Source organism: Gordonia sp. C13, assembly GCF_023218005.1.
Taxonomy (GTDB): Bacteria; Actinomycetota; Actinomycetes; order Mycobacteriales; family Mycobacteriaceae; genus Gordonia; species Gordonia namibiensis.
This window is the reverse complement of record NZ_JALPSY010000009.1, coordinates 63093-80473: the sequence shown is the minus strand read 5'-3', so window position 1 is coordinate 80473 and position 17381 is coordinate 63093. Positions and strand designations below refer to the sequence as shown.

General features: G+C 68.4%; 15 protein-coding genes. 9 read left to right on the top strand and 6 right to left on the bottom strand.

Annotated features, from left to right (window positions below; genetic code table 11):
- Positions 1-98: 98 nt before the first annotated feature.
- The 3 genes from gcvH to secA2 are packed head-to-tail and all read right to left on the bottom strand — an operon-like array spanning position 99 to position 3519.
- Positions 99-503 (bottom strand): glycine cleavage system protein GcvH, encoded by a 405-nt coding sequence (gene gcvH, locus M1L58_RS10000; RefSeq protein ID WP_248658781.1) that lies wholly within the window; start codon positions 501-503, stop codon positions 99-101.
- A 20-nt stretch (positions 504-523) separates the two neighbouring features.
- A complete protein-coding gene (locus M1L58_RS09995) occupies positions 524-1150 on the bottom strand; it encodes a CDP-alcohol phosphatidyltransferase family protein (RefSeq protein WP_248658780.1) in 627 nt (208 codons plus the stop codon).
- On the bottom strand, positions 1147-3519 hold the full coding sequence (gene secA2 / locus M1L58_RS09990; protein WP_248658779.1) for an accessory Sec system translocase SecA2: 2373 nt from the start codon (positions 3517-3519) through the stop codon (positions 1147-1149). Before secA2 ends, M1L58_RS09995 begins: the two co-directional genes overlap by 4 nt.
- A gap of 180 nt (positions 3520-3699) precedes the next feature.
- Here secA2 and M1L58_RS09985 point away from each other — a divergent pair, with 180 nt between their 5' ends.
- A complete protein-coding gene (locus M1L58_RS09985) occupies positions 3700-5241 on the top strand; it encodes a hypothetical protein (RefSeq protein ID WP_248658778.1) in 1542 nt (513 codons plus the stop codon).
- A gap of 2 nt (positions 5242-5243) precedes the next feature.
- On the opposite strand, the gene M1L58_RS09980 is transcribed toward M1L58_RS09985, so the two are convergent.
- The gene (locus M1L58_RS09980; protein WP_248658777.1) at positions 5244-6473 is read right to left on the bottom strand and encodes a hypothetical protein; all 1230 of its coding nucleotides are present in this window, start codon (positions 6471-6473) and stop codon (positions 5244-5246) included.
- Between the two features lie 56 nt (positions 6474-6529).
- Between M1L58_RS09980 and M1L58_RS09975 the strand changes: the two genes are divergently transcribed.
- From M1L58_RS09975 to M1L58_RS09960, 4 genes are read left to right on the top strand one after another with little or no spacing between them, the layout of a single operon-like run.
- A complete protein-coding gene (locus M1L58_RS09975; RefSeq protein ID WP_374112691.1) occupies positions 6530-7018 on the top strand; it encodes an META domain-containing protein in 489 nt (162 codons plus the stop codon).
- On the top strand, positions 7015-7998 hold the full coding sequence (locus M1L58_RS09970) for a malate dehydrogenase (protein ID WP_248658776.1): 984 nt from the start codon (positions 7015-7017) through the stop codon (positions 7996-7998). The genes M1L58_RS09975 and M1L58_RS09970 overlap by 4 nt, the downstream gene beginning before the upstream one ends.
- A 27-nt stretch (positions 7999-8025) precedes the next feature.
- On the top strand, positions 8026-8856 hold the full coding sequence (gene ppk2 / locus M1L58_RS09965) for a polyphosphate kinase 2 (RefSeq protein ID WP_248658775.1): 831 nt from the start codon (positions 8026-8028) through the stop codon (positions 8854-8856).
- Between the two features lie 10 nt (positions 8857-8866).
- On the top strand, positions 8867-9163 hold the full coding sequence (locus tag M1L58_RS09960) for a DUF503 domain-containing protein (protein ID WP_006865039.1): 297 nt from the start codon (positions 8867-8869) through the stop codon (positions 9161-9163).
- Between the two features lie 167 nt (positions 9164-9330).
- Here M1L58_RS09960 and M1L58_RS09955 read toward each other — a convergent pair whose 3' ends face one another.
- The gene (locus M1L58_RS09955) at positions 9331-9894 is read right to left on the bottom strand and encodes a mismatch-specific DNA-glycosylase (protein ID WP_248658774.1); all 564 of its coding nucleotides are present in this window, start codon (positions 9892-9894) and stop codon (positions 9331-9333) included.
- A 9-nt stretch (positions 9895-9903) separates the two neighbouring features.
- Positions 9904-10281 (bottom strand): VOC family protein, encoded by a 378-nt coding sequence (locus M1L58_RS09950; protein ID WP_006865041.1) that lies wholly within the window; start codon positions 10279-10281, stop codon positions 9904-9906.
- A 114-nt stretch (positions 10282-10395) separates the two neighbouring features.
- Here M1L58_RS09950 and M1L58_RS09945 point away from each other — a divergent pair, with 114 nt between their 5' ends.
- The 4 genes from M1L58_RS09945 (at position 10396) to M1L58_RS09930 (ending at position 17353) form a co-directional block, all read left to right on the top strand.
- Complete coding sequence (locus M1L58_RS09945) at positions 10396-13593, top strand: BTAD domain-containing putative transcriptional regulator (RefSeq protein WP_248658773.1); 3198 nt, start codon at positions 10396-10398, stop codon at positions 13591-13593.
- A 119-nt stretch (positions 13594-13712) separates the two neighbouring features.
- Positions 13713-15140, top strand: coding sequence for an FAD-binding oxidoreductase (locus M1L58_RS09940; RefSeq protein ID WP_248658772.1), 1428 nt, complete (start codon positions 13713-13715; stop codon positions 15138-15140).
- Between the two features lie 75 nt (positions 15141-15215).
- Positions 15216-15611, top strand: a complete 396-nt coding sequence (locus tag M1L58_RS09935) for a hypothetical protein (RefSeq protein ID WP_248658771.1) — start codon at positions 15216-15218, stop codon at positions 15609-15611.
- A gap of 110 nt (positions 15612-15721) precedes the next feature.
- Complete coding sequence (locus M1L58_RS09930) at positions 15722-17353, top strand: FAD-dependent monooxygenase (protein ID WP_248658770.1); 1632 nt, start codon at positions 15722-15724, stop codon at positions 17351-17353.
- Positions 17354-17381 lie beyond the last annotated feature (28 nt).

The window sequence follows — 17381 nt, the reverse complement described above, 5'->3', positions numbered from 1 at the left end:
CACCGGCGAGCGAGTCGACTCCGGCACGGTCGATCATATCGTCACCGGGGCGATCAGCCAGGTCGATCAGAGCCACCGGGACGGATCGGCGGGAACTCTTACCCTTCGATGACGGCGCGGTAGCCCGCGGCGTCGAGAACATCACCCAGTTGCTCTTCGAGGGTCGACTCGTCGGCGGCCTCGATCTCCACCAGCCAGCCTTCACCGTACGGGTCCGAATTGACCAGTTCCGGCGAGGCGTCCAGTGCGTCGTTGACCGCGCTGACGGTACCGGTCAGCGGCCCGAAGATGTCGGAGACGCTCTTGGTCGACTCCACCTCGGCGAAGGATTCGCCGACGGCGACCTCTGCACCGGAGTCGGGCAGCTGCACGAACACCACGTCGCCGAGTGCATCCTGGGCGAAGTCGGTGATGCCCACGCGCACGGTCGTCGGTCCGATCTTCTCGATCCACTCATGTTCTGCGGTATAGCGCAGGTCTTTTGGCACTTTGCTGTCGGTCACAAGGGCCCCTTTCGTTCCCGTCAGACTCTACTGTCTGGCGAGGTGTCGGCCTGACGGCGCGACGGCATGTGTCGCATCATCAGGATCGTCTGATACCAGTACAGGACGAAGGACCACAGGTAGAGCCCCACACCCCAGATCATGAACGCCCACCCGATCGCGTATGCGAAGCCGCTCACCGGATCGAGTTGACCGGCGAGCAGCCACGGGAACGCGCTCATCAGCGCGAAGGTCGCCGCCTTGCCGATATACAGCACCGGGAGGGCGAGAACACCGCGCGAACGTAGCAGTGGCGCCGTCGCGAACAGCAGCACATCACGTCCGATGATGATGCCGATGAGCCACCACGGGATGAACTCCCGCACGCCGAAGGCCAGCGGGATGATCACGATGTACAGCCGGTCGGCGGCCGGGTCGAGCAGGGCCCCGATCCGCGAGGACTGGTCGAGCAGTCGGGCGAGTTTCCCGTCGAGCCAGTCGGAGACCCCGGAGAAGATCAACACCGCGAAGGCCCACCCGTCGGCCTTCTCGACGAGCAGCAGCCAGAGGAAGACCGGGATGAGGACGAGCCGGAGCACGCTCAGCGCGTTCGGCACCGTGACGATCCGGTCCGGAGCCGGCGTGGGTGCCGCCTCCGGATCGGTCACCGGAAGATCCCGATGATGCCCTGCAGCGTCTTCGCCCCGCCGGAGGAGAAGAGGTTGTCGTGGACCATGTAGGTCCACGTCGTCGTCGAGCGGTGCAGATCCGAGGAACCGAGGTCGACTCCCTCCGGGGTGATCTTCGCCTCCCGGAACGTCTCCCGCGCCTTCTCGAGCGCCTGGGCGGGCAGATCGGAGAACTCCGCGAGGATCATCCGGTGGAACTCGTCGAGCGGGCTCTCCTTGCCCAGCGACCGCAGATGGATGCTGGCCCGGACATCGGAGACGAACGCGAGATGGTCGGCCCATGCGCGGTCGAGGTGATAGAGCACGATCTCGCGGGCCGCCTGGCTCAGCACCTCACGTGGGACGGCGTCGACGGCGACCTCGGTGTCGACCTTCGACGGTTCGTCCGCCTTCTCCGCATCGCCCGACTTCGCGGGCTTCTCCCCCGCCAGTTCGGCGTAGCGCTCCGGCTCGAGTTCGGCGAGCTCGTCGAGCGCGGTGTCGGTGGTGAGGATCTTCATCCGCCGGTCGACGATGATGTCCCGCTGCTGGTTGACCAGCTTGTTGTAGCGCCAGGTGTTGGCATGCAACTCCAGGCGCACGCCCTCGGCGATCCGCTGCGCCTGCTCGATGAGGTCGATGCCCTTGCTGCCCATCGAGCCGTCTGAGTTGGGCGACACCGGATCACGCTTGAACGCGAGGTTCTTCGTGACGACCGGGTCCTCGAGGCTGGAGAAGAAGACCGACGTGCCGGGGTCGCCCTGGCGTCCGGCGCGACCCCGCAGCTGACTGTCGAGACGTTCGGTGTCGTGCCGTCCGGTGCCCACCACGCACAGTCCGCCGAGTTCGACAACCGCGTCGCGGGCGGCGGCGTCATCGGCTGAGCCGCCCAGCCGGATGTCGGTACCGCGGCCGGCCATCTGCGTCGAGACCGTCACCGCGTTGCGCGCACCGGCCTCGGCGATGATCTTCGCCTCCTGCGCGTCGTTCTTGGCGTTGAGGACCACCGACGACACACCGGCCTTCTCGAGGAAGTACGCGAGTTCCTCGGATTCGGCGACGTCGTGGGTGCCGATGAGGACCGGCTGGCCGGTCTCGTGGATCTCCTTGACGTAGGCCACGATCGCCTCGACCTTGTTGGCCTTGGTGTCGTAGACCCGGTCGGGCAGATCGGTGCGGATGTTCTCGGTGTTCGGCGGGATCTGCGACACCCGGAGGTCGTAGAACTGCCGGAACTGTTCACCCGCGGCGAGGGCCGTACCGGTCATGCCGCACACCTTCGGGTAGCGACCGATGAGCGCCTGCACCGTGATGGTGTCGATGACCTCGCCCGAGTCGGTCTGCGCGAGACCCTCCTTGAGTTCGACGGCCGCCTGGACGCCGTCCGGCCAGCGCTGCAGCTGGGCCACCCGGCCGCGCGAGGCGTTGATCAGGTGGACCCCGCCGTCGCGGACGATGTAGTGGATGTCGCGTTCGAGCAGGTAGTGGGCGTGCATCGCGATGCTGACGTGCACGAGTGTCGAACCGACGTGCTCCTCGCTGTAGACGTTGATCCCGCCGAGTTCCTCTTCGACGAAGGCCGCACCCTCGTCGGTGAGCGTCACGTTGCGACCCTCGGCGTCGATCTCGTAGTGCTTCTTCTTCATCCTCGAGACCACTTCGTGGATGGCCTGGTCGGGAACCTCGGTCTCGGTCGATCCGGCCAGCACCAGCGGAACGAGAGCCTCGTCGACGAGCACCGAGTCGGCCTCGTCGATGATCGCGACGTCGGGCTTGGGTGAGACGAGGTCGGCCTCGGACAGGGCCAGCTGGTCGCGGAGGACGTCGAATCCGATCTCGTTGACCGAGCCGTAGGTGACGTCGCCGGCGTAGGCGCGTCGACGCTCCTCGCGGCTGGAGTTCTCCGAGATGGCATGCACCGCAATGCCGAAGACGTCGAAGAGAGGCTTCATCCACTCGGCGTCGCGGGTGGCGAGGTAGTCGTTGACGGAGATGACATGGACCTGGTGTCCTTCGAGGACGTGTCCGATCGCAGCGATCGCGCCGGCGAGCGTCTTGCCCTCACCGGTGGCCATCTCGACGATGTCGCCCTCGAGGAGACGGAGCGCACCCTGCAGCTGGACGTCGAAGGGACGCAGGTTGATCGAGCGGTCCGCGGCCTCGCGGACGAGCGCGAGGAACTTCGCCCGGTCGCCGGGCTTGGACCCGATGTCGAGCTTCTCGGCCTCACCGACTAAGGCGTCGTCGGCGAGTTCGGCGGCCCAATCGGTGTGGGCTTCGGCCTCCTTGATCACACTCAGCGACTTCGACTGATTGCGAGTCGACTGGGCGCCCAGAAGTCGCCACATGCTGTTGGTCAGCTTTCCCACCGAAACACTTCTCCTGATCGTTTCCCGGCCAACTACACGACCCGTCGGGCCTCGCGGCGCCGTCAGGTCAGCAACAACGGTACGCGGCCCCTGGTAGAGCGGGGTCGGCGACATTATGATCAGTCCACCCATTTCGCCGACGGCGCATTCGCCCTTGCTCCCCTGACCCTAGGACGGCCGATGAGCGCGACCTTCCCGAGCAGGACACGCCTACGACTGGTCCGGGCCGTCGTGGCCGGGTTGCTGGTGGCGAGCGGCGTCGGACTCGGTGCGTTCAACGCCTGGTGGGTCGCCCTGTTCTTCGGCGTTCCGCTGGTCGTCGTGGGGATCGTGATCAGTCCGCGCGCGTCGCGGGTCTCGGAGCTGCCGGAGTTCCGGCGCGGCGTCACCCGGGACGCCCCGCAGATCGAGGTCGGGGCGCTCACGCGCAGCACCCTCACCGCCGAGGACATGCAGCCCACGATGGTGACCGCGACCGTCAACCCGCCGAATGACACCGCCTACGAAGCGCGGTGGATCACCTCGATGAGCAAGGGGCATTTCCAGGCACTGGCGTCGAACCCGTTCACGACCCTCCCGCCCGACCAGTTGCCGTCGCGCGATCAGACCGCCACCCCCGAGTTCGACGACCATCCCGGCCGGCTGGCGATCATCTACCCGGCGGTGACGCTGGTGACGGCCGTCGCGCTGCTGTTCGGTGTCGCCGAGAGCTGGACGATCTCGGTCCCGTCGCTGCCGTCCTTCGGTTCGGCCGTCGACATCCCCGGCCGCGACGACGCGGAGGCCTCTCTTGCCGAACGCCACCAACGACTCCTCGATCAGATCGTCGACCACCTGGGCCCCGGTGCGACCCGAAATGTGTTGCGCCTGAGCTACAACCTCGACTCGACCTCCGATCAGGCCATCGTTTTCGATCCCTCCAACGGCCGCGCGACGAACATCAATGTCTGGGACGGTGGTTCCAACGCATCCGCGATGCCCACCATGGACCGGGCGGACAAGACCTTCGACGCGGCCACGATCAACGCGGGTTCACTGGGTGACATCGCCGGGTCCATGCAGGCCGAGGTCACGCCCATCGTCTCGGACGCCCGACTCGACGGGTTCGAGATCCGACGCCCCACAGCGAACGAGCCCGTCGTCCTCACCGGTTCCTTCGATCCCGGAGACGCCTTCATCCGCGACATCGAGATCGAGGCCCACACCGACGGCGCCATCGCAAAGTACTTCGACCCCGCGAATTTCGACACCGCGTTCACGATCGCCCGCTCCGCACTGCCACTCGCCGGGATCGCCCCGAACGCACCAGTACTCGACGAGTTCGTGATCCGCGGCATCGCCGACAACACCCCCATCATCAGTGCCAGCAGCATCCAGAACAGTGGCGGTGTCCTCTTCCGGTACACGACCCCGGCCCGCAGCGGGCAGATCGTCATTGCGCCGGGCAAGTTCCCGGACGTCTCCGGCAGGGATGGACGCTACCGCCCGGACGGCTTCGCCTTCGACGCGATCTCACCGCAGTTGTTCGATCGCGTCCGCGACGACGCGATGAGGCGCGGCTCGATCCCCGAATACGACCGCGGCGCGGTCGCCATCGACGTCACCGAGCCACACCTCCACGACGACACCGATTTCGTGATCCGCGTCGAGATGGCCAGGGTCGACGCGTCGAAGGGCATGTACACACTCGACGGACAGTTCATCAAGGCGGCGCACTACTGACCTCACGCGTTGGACTTGCCGGCCTCCAGTGCACGACGCGTGACTGCGTTCAGTTCCGCGACCGCCGCCTCCGGCGGGTGCAGGACCCCGCGGTCGGTCATCGTGGTGACGATGTCGCGAACCCGCCCGTAGTACGTGGCCTGCTCGGCGGGGGTGTTGCTCGCCTCGGCGTGGTTGTACAGCTTGAGTGCGGTGTCGAGGGCGTTCTGGTCAGCGGGTTCGAGGTAGCCCGCGCCGATCCGTCGTCCATGCTTCTCACATGCGATCCAGGCCCGCCGGAGGGCGGCCACGGACTGCTGGTAGGCGTCGGCGCGACCGCGGTTCCCCGGGTAGGCGTCGGTACGCAGGGCGGTGGCCTCGTCGAGAGCGAGGTGGAAGGTCTGGGTCTGTTCGACCGTGACGTCGGTGACCGCCGGATACTTCAGCAGCAGCGCCGGGTCGAGTTCGTAGGTGCCGTAGGCGGTGAGCACCTCGTCGTGGCGGCGGGTCGCCTCTTCCCACAGGCGCTGCGCGGCCTCCTCCGAGCCCGCGTCGGCGATGCGGGGCCGGCGCAGATCGACCGGCGTGGGCTCGCGATCCGAGGAGTCGTGGTCGGTGAGGTCATGGTCGGGGGGCATCGACCCCACCGACACCGTCGCCGGCCGGTCGGCAGCCTTCTCCCGATCGGACTTGTGTGCCGCGTTCTTTGTCGTCGAAACACGTTGCGGCGCATGCGCTCGCAGCCGGTCGATCACCGCGGCCGCCGCCGGATCGCCCTCGACGATCGCGACCTGCCAGAGGTCGGGGTCGACGCCCTCATCGGCCCCGGCGTCGGAGCCCTTTTGTGGACGCGCGAGGGTCAACCTGAGGTATTTCTGCCCCAGGACAGTGAGCTGCTGGGCCTGCGGGCCGGTCATCGACGAGGTTTCGTACGCCGGGCCACCGATCGCGAATGACTGCAGCGCGCTCAGCGGATAGGACACCAACGTTTGGTCTTCGTCGCCGAAGTAGACGGTGTCGTCGTCGACGGTCAGCAACACCGCTCCCCGCTCGCCCAGTCGGCCGTATGCAGCCGCGAACAGCGACACGGCGAGCAGCCCGGCAACCACCACCGCGATGAGCAGACCGTCGACGCCGGCGATGTTGAGCCCGACGAGAGCGACGAGCGCGACCATCATGACGATCCATGCGGCCCCCGCGGAGGCGTGGTGGCGTCCCGTCAGATATTCGGTCCGGCAGGTCACCGAAACCACATCTCACCTCCGATGGCCATATCGCATTCCCCATCCGGTCGGCTACCGTATTGAACGTGAGCCTCGGGGATCGCCGTCAGACGGCACGCGTACTCCACACAGCCCGCGAACATCGCATCAGCTTACGCATTGTTGCGCTGGTCAGCGCGGTGTTGTTCGTGTCGGGTCTCGGTACGTTCGCAGCCGGTCCGGGTGATGCTGCACCGGCAGTTCCGCCCTTCGTCGGCAAGTCCTACTCGTCGACGGCGGTGACCGGCCCCCAGATCCCCGGTGGCGGCCCTCTCCAGTTGACCTTCACCGCCGCCAACCGAATCTCTCTGTTCGCCGGCTGCAACCGGCACGTCGGCGAGATGACGGTCGAGGGATCGGTGCTGCGCGTCGGCTCGCTCGCCTCGACGATGATGGCCTGCCCCGGACCCCGAGCGGGCGCCGACGAGTGGATCACCACGCTCACCAGAGACCCCCTCACCTGGTACTCGGTGGGCCACGCACTGGTGCTCTCCGGACCGGGCACCCAGATCCTGCTGACGGAAAAGTACTCGTGAGCCGACCCGCACCGGCCGTCGTCACCGTGACCGGTGCGGCCGGGAGCATCGGATACGCCAGCGTCTTCCGCATCGCCGCGGGTGCAATGCTCGGTCACGACCAGCCCATCGCCCTCCGACTCCTCGAGCTGCCCCAGGCGGTCCCGGCCGCCGTGGGAACCGCGATGGAACTCGACGACGGCGCCTTCGGCCTGTTGAAGTCCGTGGACGTCTTCGACGACCCGCGCAAGGCCTTCGACGGTGCGAGTTTCGCGCTGCTCATCGGTGCGCGTCCGCGATCGAAGGGCATGGAACGCGCAGATCTGCTGGCGGCCAATTCCGACATCTTCGCGGCGCAGGGAGCGGTCCTCAACGACGTTGCCGCCGACGACATCCGGGTGATCGTCGTGGGTAACCCGGCCAACACCAACGCCGCGGTGGCGGCCGCCCACGCGCCCGAGGTCCCGTCGCAGCGATTCACCGCACTCACCCGCCTCGACCACAACCGGGCGATCGCGCAGCTGTCGCACCGCGCCGGGGTCGAGGTCGGTGAGATCAGCCGCGTCACCATCTGGGGGAATCACTCGGCGACGCAGTATCCCGACATCTTCCATGCGCGCGTCGGCGGCCGGAGCGGCGCCGACCTCGCTGCGGACCGCGACTGGCTCGTCGACGACTTCATCCCCACCGTCGCGCGTCGCGGCACCGCGATCATCGAGGCGCGCGGCACCTCCTCGGCGGCGTCGGCGGCCAACGCCACCATCGACCACGTCCACGACTGGGTACTCGGAACCCCCGCCGACAACTGGACCTCCACCGCACTGCCGTCACCGGGCGTGTACGGCGTGCCCGAGGGCATCGTCTGTTCCTTCCCGGTGCGCTCGGTCGACGGTCAGTGGGAGATCGTCGAGGGACTCGAGATCAACGACTTCTCCCGGGAACGGATCGATGCCTCGGTCGCGGAACTCGCAGCCGAGCGCGACGCCGCTGTGACCTCCTGAACGGTCGTCAGCCCGTACGCTCTTCCCATGGCCAAGAAGGACAAGAAGAAGCCTCAGAAGATCTCGAACAAGGTCTACGAGGCCGAGCTCTTCCGGCTGCAGACCGAGCTGGTCAAACTCCAGGAATGGGTGCGCGAGACCGGCGCTCGCGTGGTGGTGGTCTTCGAGGGCCGCGACGCCGCGGGCAAGGGCGGCACCATCAAGCGGATCACGCAGTATCTGAGTCCCCGCATCGCGCGCGTCGCAGCTTTGCCCGCCCCGACCGACCGTGAACGCGGCCAGTGGTACTACCAGCGCTACGTCGCGCATCTCCCGGCGCCGGGCGAGATCGTGCTGTTCGACCGGTCCTGGTACAACCGTGCCGGAGTCGAGAAGGTCATGGGGTTCTGCACTCCCGAGGAACACACCCGCTTCCTGCGGCAGACACCGATCTTCGAGCAGATGCTCATCGACGACGGCATCATCCTGCGTAAGTACTGGTTCTCCGTGTCCGACGACGAACAGCTCAAACGTTTCCGGCAGCGCATGAAAGACCCTGTGCGACAGTGGAAGCTGAGCCCGATGGATCTCGAGTCGGTGTATCGCTGGGAGGATTACTCGCGCGCCAAGGACGATATGATGGTCCACACCGACACCGCTCTGAGCCCCTGGTACGTCGTCGAATCCGACGTGAAGAAACATGCGCGGCTCAATATGATCTCGCATCTGCTCGGCAGCATCGACTACGCCGAGGTGCCCCGCCCGGAGGTGACACTGCCGAAGAGGCCGATCGAGTCGGGCAACTATCACCGGCCGCCTCGATCACTGTCCAAATACGTTCCCGACCATGTGGCGACGCTGATCCGCACCGACCACTGATCGCGTTCTGATGTGGATCGGGTTCGCCGAGTTCGACTATCGCCTGGGTGATGTGCACTCGCTGAAACAGAAACGGTCGGTCGTCCGGCCGATCGTCGCCGAACTCCGCCGACGCTTCTCGGTGTCCGCGGCCGAGGTCGGTCACCTCGAGATGCATCGGCGCGCGGTGATCGGCACGAGCGTGGTGGCGGCCGACCGGAGCCACGTCGTGGACGTGCTCGACGCCGTCGAGCGATCGGCCGCCAACCATCCCGAGGTGGAACTGCTCTCGGTGCGGCGTCGGATCATCCACTCCGAAGACCTCTGAGCCCCGAACCGCATCGTCCGACTGAAAAGCGCCCCTGAACTGGACCCTCCAGAGGGCGACCGTTGACACTATGTCGCCGGCGGACCTGTCCAGGGTGCAAATCGGGGGCGGTTTGCCGCGGGCGGACCTCAGGGGCGGTTTTCGGTGGGGGGTTCAGCGAAACTCGCTCACACCACACCCGCCGCGACCGCGGCCTCCCGGTACGCGGCGGCCAGCGAGTCGACGGTCTCGTGAGCGTTGAGTCCACTGGGGTTGGGAACCACCCAGAGCTGGGCGCCGTCCCAGGTCTCCTCCTGGCGACCGGACACCGCGTCGCGTCGCCCGAAGGCGATGCGGTAGGCGGTGATCCCGGCGACCGCCACCACTCGCGGACGGATCTCACGTACACGTTCCCGCAGCCGACGACCTCCGTCCCGGAACTCCTCGACCGTGAGTTCCGCGGCGGTCGCGGTGGCGCGGGCGACGACGTTCGTGATGCCGATCCCGCGTCCGGTCAGCAACTCGGCGTCGGCCTCGGACATGCCACGTGATGCGTCGATCACCCGGTCGACGATCCCCGCGCGTGCCAGCGCCGGGTAGAAGCGGTTGCCGGGCCGCGCGAAATGGGCGCCGGTGGCGGCGGTCCACAGGCCGGGGTTGATCCCGACGAACAGTAATCGGCAGTCGTCACCGACGAGGTCGTCGACGGTGCGGTCCCGGTATTCGAGGAGCTCGGCCCTGGTGAATCCCATCCCCCGAGGCTAGACGTCGGTCGGGGGCACCTCGGCCTCGTGCTGCCCGGCGACACAGAACTGGTTGCCGTCGGGATCGGCCAGCGTCACCCAGCCGAAGCCGGGCATCTCGCGGTCGGCGATCTTCGTCGCGCCGGCGGCGATGAGTCGTTCGACCTCGGCTTCGCGGTCGTCGGTCGTGAGGTCGAGATGGATGCGGTTCTTCCCCGGCGTCGGGTCGTCTACCTGCTGGAACGCGAGGAGGGGTGCACCCTCTGCCAGCGAGAGGACGACGAAGAAGCCGTCGTTCTCCTGGACGATCCGGCCACCGAGCGCCTCGGCCCACCACGTGGCGAGCGGCATCGGCTGGAGGGTGTCGACGGTGATCATGCCCACTGCGAGACTCATGCGCACCAACCTATCGCCGGCCACCGACATCCGGCGCCGGCGTCTGTCGGATGAAGGACCGGACCTCGCCCACAACCCCTCCCCGGTGGGGTCCGGAGCACTACACTCACGCTGATGCTCGGACTCTCTTACACGGTCTTGGGCGGGCTCGGCGCCCAGATCGGTTCCGATCCCGTCGAACTCGGCACCCGCAAGCAGCGGGCCACACTCGCGCAGCTCGTCCTCGCCGAGGGTGCGCCGCTTCGTGCCGACCGGCTGATCGAGGGCATCTGGGGCGACTCACCACCCGATCGCGCCGAGGTGTCGTTGCAGTCCTACATCTCGGGCCTGCGCAAGGCCCTCGAACCCGACCGCAAACCGCGCAGTCCGTCGACCGTGCTGCTCACGCACGGAACCGGCTACAGCCTGCCGACGACGCCGGATCAGGTCGACCTGCGCCGGCTGACCGCGGATCTGACCTCGGCACGAACCCTGATGCAGCAGGGCGACACCGCCGCCGCGGCCCCGCTCCTGCAGAAGGTCCTCGACGCCTACCGGCCGATCCTCCCGGAGTTCGAGGGACTGGCGTTCCGCGACGAGGCCGCCGACCATCTCGACCGTATGCTCGGCGCGGCGCGGGAGATGTCCTTCGAGGCACGGATGGCCGCGGGTGACCATCATCTGCTGGTCACCGAACTCGACGGTGCCGTCGAGAGATCACCACTCGACGAAGGACTCTGGGTTCTGCTCGCCACCGCGCTGTACCGGCTCGGCCGGCAGTCCGATGCACTCGGCGCGATCGCCAATGCCCGACGCATCCTCGCCGACGAGATCGGCGTCGACCCGGGCCCACGGCTCCGAGAACTCGAACGCGACATCCTCGATCACGCACCGCACCTCGATGCTCCACCCACTCCGCGCGAATCTCTCACGGTGGCAACCACTCTCCCGAGTACCGGTCGCGTCGAGGCCACCGAGACACCACCGGATCGGGAACCCTTCGAGGACGCGCCGACGCTGGTCGGGCGAACCGACGAACTGGCCGCGCTGCACCGCGCGGTTCTCGCCTCTATGACCGGACACGGCGGGGTCGTCGTGGTGGAAGGTGAACCGGGAGCGGGTAAGACGGCCCTCATCGACGAGGCGGGACGACGCGCGGCCGGGGCGGCCGACCTGCGGGTGTTATGGGGGCGGTGCGTCGACGATCCCGCGGCACCGTCGATGTGGCCGTGGGTCCAGATCCTCGGCACGGTACTCCCCCAGCTCGATCCGGCCGACCGGGAACGACTCCTCGACAGCTCTCTGGGCCGCATGGTCACCGAAGGCGTCAACGTCATCCCGCCGCCGCGTCAGATGCCCGACGCCGCAGCGCGTTTCCAGTTCTATGACCAAGCCGCCGACCTCCTCGACGGCGTCGCCGAGACCTCGAAACTGATCATCGTCCTCGACGACCTCCAGTGGGCGGACGGCGCCTCGTTGGAACTGTTCGCGCACATGGCCTCTCGACGGACGCCGGGCGTCACGTTCTTCGCCTCGCTGCGGTCACCGACCCATCGACCCGTCGTCGCCTCGACCCTCGCCACGCTGGCACGGCTCCCCGAACACCGCCGTCTCCACGTCGGTCCCCTCCGCGGGGACGACATCTCCGAGCTGATCCGCCGCGAGACACAACAGTGGCCCGAGGTCGCAACGGTCAGTTCGATCGAGCGACGCACCGGCGGCAATGCCTTCTTCGTCCGCGAACTGGCACGCATCCTCGCCGACCAGGGTTCGATCGCGGGCAACGCCGTGCCGTCCGGAGTACGCGACGTCGTGCGTCAACGGCTCCTCGGACTGTCGCCGGAGACAACCGAACTCCTCGACATCGCCGCCCTCATCGGCACCCGGGTGGACCTGGTGTTGCTCGCAACCGCGGCCGGACGACCCGTGGACGAGGCGCTCGACACCCTCGAACCCGCCTCCGCCGCCGGGGTCATCGACCTCGGCCCCGACGACCCGTTCGGATTCGGTTTCAGCCACGACATCATCCGTGAGGCGATCGCCGACGGGGTTCCGTCGAGGCGCGCACGGCGCATCCATCTCGCCATCGCCGACGCACTGGCCGGGAACTCCTCGCCGCATGCGGTCAGCCGGGTCGCCCGCCACCTGTGGTCGGCGGGGCCGCTCGCCGACCGGCAGCGCACGACCAGCGCCCTGCTGACCGCGGGCGACATCGCCCTCCGTACCTACGACTTCGACGGCGCGAAGCGGCATTTCGGTGACGCGGCGACACTCGCACGGGCCACCGGCGACCAGGAGGCCGAGCTGCGGGCGATCGCCACACAACTCGCCGGTGAGGTCTCCGTGCACGGTTATTTCGCCGCCGATCCCGATCTCCAGGAACGCGCCCGCACGCTGGCCACCACGCTCGGTGACCGGCGGCTGCTGGCCTCCCTCGACTACGCGCGCTGCGCCGCGCACATCCAGGTCGCCGACGCGCACACCGGACACCGGCTCGCGAACGACCTCCGCGCCCGCGCCGAACGGTCCGATGATCCCGTCGTCGTCCACCTCGGCATGCAGGCCGCCGGCATCGACGAGTTCACCCGCGGCAATTTCGGTGCGGCCCACCGCATCCTCGACACATACGGACCGCTCGAGGACGTCGACGGACTCCGTGACGACCAGCTGACGATGGCGCGCGGCTTCCGGGCCTGGGCGGCAACAGTCCATCTCGGCCGAGATGCCGGCCGCGCGCTGTTCGCCGCCATCACCGACGCGCGTCCGGACCCCAGGTCCCGGTTGGGCACCGCCATCTTCGCCGTCGGCGCCGCGGCGACGATCGGCGATGCGGAGTGGGCGCTCGACGCCGGACAGATCATCGACTCCGAGAGTGCGGGCCCGCTCGCCTATCTGCGTCGTGGCGGCGAGCGCATGTACTGGTGGGCTCGTGCCATGGCCGGCGACCTCGACGACGCCTTGGTCCGTATCGACCGGTTGGAGACCGGTGACCCCCGCCCCGACCGGCCCGGCAACACCGACCACCCGCGCACCGGCGACGGATTCTGGCTCGGACTGCACGCAGAGATTCTGGTGACCGCCGGAAAGCTGACCGATGCAGCCGCCCTCCTGGATCGAGCCGACGAGTTCGCCGAACGGACCGGGGAACACTACGGTGACGCTCACCGTCTGTTCGTCCGCGCCCGCTACGAGTACGCCAATGGACGCCCGGCGTCGACGTTCGGGACGACACTCGCCCGCGCTCGGGCCATCGCCGTGGCGCAGGAGGCAAAAGCGCTGGTCGAACGGGTCGACGCCGTCGCGGCGGCATGGGGCGTCTCCCCGACTGCGTAGGTCCCAAGTCCGCCTCAAGTCGCCCTCAAGCACCGTCGGTGAATCTGGTCTCCGAACCGGCCCGTCCGGAAACCTGACCGACCGCCCGGCGAAGCCGGCCACATTCGAGGACTCACCGTATGACCGCGACACCCACCTCACCGACCGGCCGCCCCGAACGGCTGATCATCCGCACCCGCTCCTCGGTGCTCGCGCAGCTGCGCGACCGGATAGCCGGCGAGGTCCTCGGCCCCGGCGATGCCGGTTTCCGCGAGGCACGCGCCGGTTTCAACCGGCTCGTCACCCACCGGCCGTCGGTGATCGCCATCCCTGAGAATCACTTCGATGTCGTCGAGGCCGTGCGGTTCGCCGCGGCGGAGGATCTGCGGATCACCGTCCAGGCCACCGGTCACGGGACCGGGGTGCCGGCCGACGGCGGCCTGCTCATCAACACGTCCCGTCTCACCGCGGTGACCGTCGACCCGGTCACGAGGACCGCCCGGGTCGCCGCCGGTGCCACCTGGAAGGCGGTGCTCGACGCCGCGGTTCCGTACGGCCTCGCGCCGGTGATGGGTTCGGCGAGCATCGTCGGCGCGGTCGGCTTCACCCTCGGCGGCGGTTTCGGTTGGCTCGGGCGCCGCTTCGGGCTGGGTTCGGATGCCGTGCTGGCCTTCGATCTCGTGACTCCCGACGGCAGGCCGATCCGCGTCAGCGAGGCGAGTTTCCCGCACATCTTCTGGGCGCTGAGGGGTGGTGGCGCGGGCAGCCTCGGCGTGGTCACCTCGATGGAGATCGCCCTCGTCGACGTGACCACGGTGTACGCGGGCAACCTCTTCTACCCGGCCGACGACGCCGAGGAGATCATGCGCCGGTTCCGCGACTGGGCACCGGCCCAGCCGGAGACCCTGACCTCTGCGGTCACCATCCTGAACCTGCCGCCCACCGACGACGTCCCGGAGCCGTTGCGCGGCGGGAGTTTCGCGGTGGTGCGCGGATGCTGGTCCGGCGACATCGCCACCGGCCGGGTGATCGTCGACGAGTGGCGGAACTGGCGGACACCCCTGGTCGACCTGTGGGACGAGATGCCGTTCGACGCAGTGGACGCGATCAGCATGGACCCCACCGAACCGATGCCGGTCATGGTCACCACCGAGTGGTTCGACGAGCTGCACGACGAGGCCATCGAGGTGGTCGCCGGTCGCGCTCGCCCGGAGCCGGGCTCGGCACCGCTCATCGTCTCCGCCGAGATCCGCCACGCCGGCGGCGCGATCGCACGTGGTGCGGCCCGCGCGGCGAACGACCGGGCACGCTCCGGGCAATTCCTCCTCGAACTGATCTCGATGGTTCCCGACCCGCATGTGGCGCTCGCCGTCGAATCGACGCTGCGCGTGACCCGCACCGAGCTCGCGCTCTACGTCACCGGTGCCACCTACCTGAACTTCACCTCCGGTGCCGAACGTGCCGGCCGCGCCGCCGACGCATACAGCGCCGAGCACCGCCGTCGGCTCCTGGACATCAAGGCGACGCTCGACCCGCACGACCGGTTCTGTCACGGCGACATCGCCTGACACCCGAGCCGGTGCACACCGAGTAGCCGCGAGAGGGCTTGCGCGTCAACGCCTACGTGTGGGCTGATGGGTGACATGACCGGTCCGAACCCGTCCCACCTCGCCGTCCCGCTGCTCGTCGTCGACGGCGCGAACGTCGTCGGTTCGGTACCGGACGGCTGGTGGCGGGATCGGAGGGGTGCAGCGCAGCGGCTGAGAGATCGCCTCGCGCTACTCGCCGAGCCGGGTCTCGACGCATTGACCGGACCGATCGAGGTCGTGCTCGTCGTGGAGGGCAAAGCGCGCGGGGTCGCATCGGTTCCCGACGTGACGGTCGTCGAGGCCCCGGCGTCGGGGGACGACACGATCGTCGACGTCATCCGCGACCACCCTGATCGTCGTCGCGTGGTCGTCACCGCCGACCGCGAGCTGCGCGCCCGCGTCACCGCGCTGGGTGCCGAGATCCTCGGACCGTCGTCGATCCCGCGCTGAGTCCACGACGATGCCGTGCCACATTTCCCGAGTACCGCACCGGTACCGGCCGTTCGGCGAATAATCCGGTCCGGGAACACCGCAGACGCCGGACGACGAAGGGTCACTGAATGCACGACGTCGATGTACTGGTCGCGGGCGCCGGACCGATCGGCCTGACCGCCGCCATCGAACTCCGCCGACGAGGTGTCCGGGCCCGGATCGTCGACCCGCTCCTCGAGCCGCCCCAGTACGCGAAAGCCGTTGGCATCCAACCTCGCACCCTCGAGGTGTTCGAGGGTATGGGGGTGATCGAACCGATCCTGGACGCGGGCATGGAGATGCGTGGACAGTTCGTGTTCGTCAACGGTGCCCAGGTGTCACGAATCGACCTGGTCACGCCGGCCGACGTGCCCTTCCGGTTCCACCTGCTGCCGCAGTACGCCACCGAACGTGTCCTGCGGGACCGTCTGGCCGACCTCGACGCCGAGGTCGAGCGCGGCGTGCGCGTGTCGGCGTTCACCCAGGACGACGACGGGGTCACGGTCACTCTGACCGACTCGGCCGGCGCCGAGACCTCCGTCCGCGCGGGCTATCTGATCGGGGCCGACGGTGCGCACAGCACGGTGCGCAAGGGTCTGGGCCTGAGCTTCGAGGGCGGAGCCTTCGCCGAGCAGTACATGCTGGGCGACGTGGCCGTGGACTGGTCGATGCCCCGCGGGTACGCGATCCGCGCCATGCACCAGGCCCCTGACGGAGCCACCGACGATCTGCTGGTGTGCATCCCCCTGCCGGGGCGGGGCCGGTACCGCATGTCGATGCTCGTGCCGGAGGAGCTCGCAATCGGTCCGACCTCCGGCGGCGACGGCGTCGCCCACGGGTTCGAGGGCACCCGCACCCCCGAGCTGTCACACATCCAGGCCGTCGTCGACCGGTTGTCACCCGAACCCGCCACCGTGTCGGACCTGCGGTGGTCGTCGGTGTTCCGCATCAGCCACCGGATCGTCGACTCCTACGGTCGCGGAAGGGTGTTCGTGGCCGGGGACGCCGCGCACATCCATCCGCCGACCGGCGCCCAGGGCATGAACACCGGCGTGCAGGACGCTCACAACCTCGCGTGGAAACTCGCCCTGGCCGTCTCCGGTGACGCGGCTCCCGGCCTGCTCGACACTTACGACCTGGAACGACGCCCGGTCGGCGAAGAGGTCGTCGGCCGAACGGTCCGCGACGCGCGGGAGGGGATCGGCTCCGATTCCACCGATGTCGAGTTCGTGACGCGCCGCGAAGCCCAACTGCTGATCTCCTACGCCGACAGCCCGATCACCGCGGGGTCGACGATCCCCTCCGCGCCGGCCGCACCGCGGGCGGGCGAACGGGCCCCGGATGCCGCCGGACTCGGTCGTGATTCGGTGAATCATGCGCTGCGGTTGTACTCGTTGCTGAGTGGCGTCGATCACGCTCTCGTGCTGTACGCCGACGCGACCGCGGGGGCCGAGGACGTGGCCGTACTCGAGAACCTCGCCGCCGATGTGACCGAGGCCGCGCGCGGGCACATGACCGCCCACGTGGTGGCCGCTCCCACCGCGCAGGTCGGCAGCACCGACCTACCGTTGCTCCGCGACACCGAGAGTCGCTTCGCCGCCGGGTACCTCCCGGACGGATCGACCGCCTTCGTCATCCGCCCCGACGGCTATCTCGGTTACCGAGGCCCCCTGGGCGACACCGCCGCTGTACTCGCCTACCTTCGTGCGACGTTCGCCTGAGGCGATTCCGGCCTCCGGGCCGCCGAGT

What these genes read in the sequence shown, in the direction of transcription:
- M1L58_RS09950 (WP_006865041.1), bottom strand. Translation starts at nt 10,281, where the DNA reads ATGAGTCTCGCAGTGGGCATGATCACCGTCGACACCCTCCAGCCGATG.
- M1L58_RS09955 (WP_248658774.1), bottom strand. Translation starts at nt 9,894, where the DNA reads ATGGGATTCACCAGGGCCGAGCTCCTCGAATACCGGGACCGCACCGTC.
- M1L58_RS09985 (WP_248658778.1), top strand. Translation starts at nt 3,700, where the DNA reads ATGAGCGCGACCTTCCCGAGCAGGACACGCCTACGACTGGTCCGGGCC.
- M1L58_RS09945 (WP_248658773.1), top strand. Translation starts at nt 10,396, where the DNA reads ATGCTCGGACTCTCTTACACGGTCTTGGGCGGGCTCGGCGCCCAGATC.
- M1L58_RS09940 (WP_248658772.1), top strand. Translation starts at nt 13,713, where the DNA reads ATGACCGCGACACCCACCTCACCGACCGGCCGCCCCGAACGGCTGATC.
- M1L58_RS09935 (WP_248658771.1), top strand. Translation starts at nt 15,216, where the DNA reads ATGACCGGTCCGAACCCGTCCCACCTCGCCGTCCCGCTGCTCGTCGTC.
- M1L58_RS09960 (WP_006865039.1), top strand. Translation starts at nt 8,867, where the DNA reads ATGTGGATCGGGTTCGCCGAGTTCGACTATCGCCTGGGTGATGTGCAC.
- ppk2 (WP_248658775.1), top strand. Translation starts at nt 8,026, where the DNA reads ATGGCCAAGAAGGACAAGAAGAAGCCTCAGAAGATCTCGAACAAGGTC.
- M1L58_RS09930 (WP_248658770.1), top strand. Translation starts at nt 15,722, where the DNA reads ATGCACGACGTCGATGTACTGGTCGCGGGCGCCGGACCGATCGGCCTG.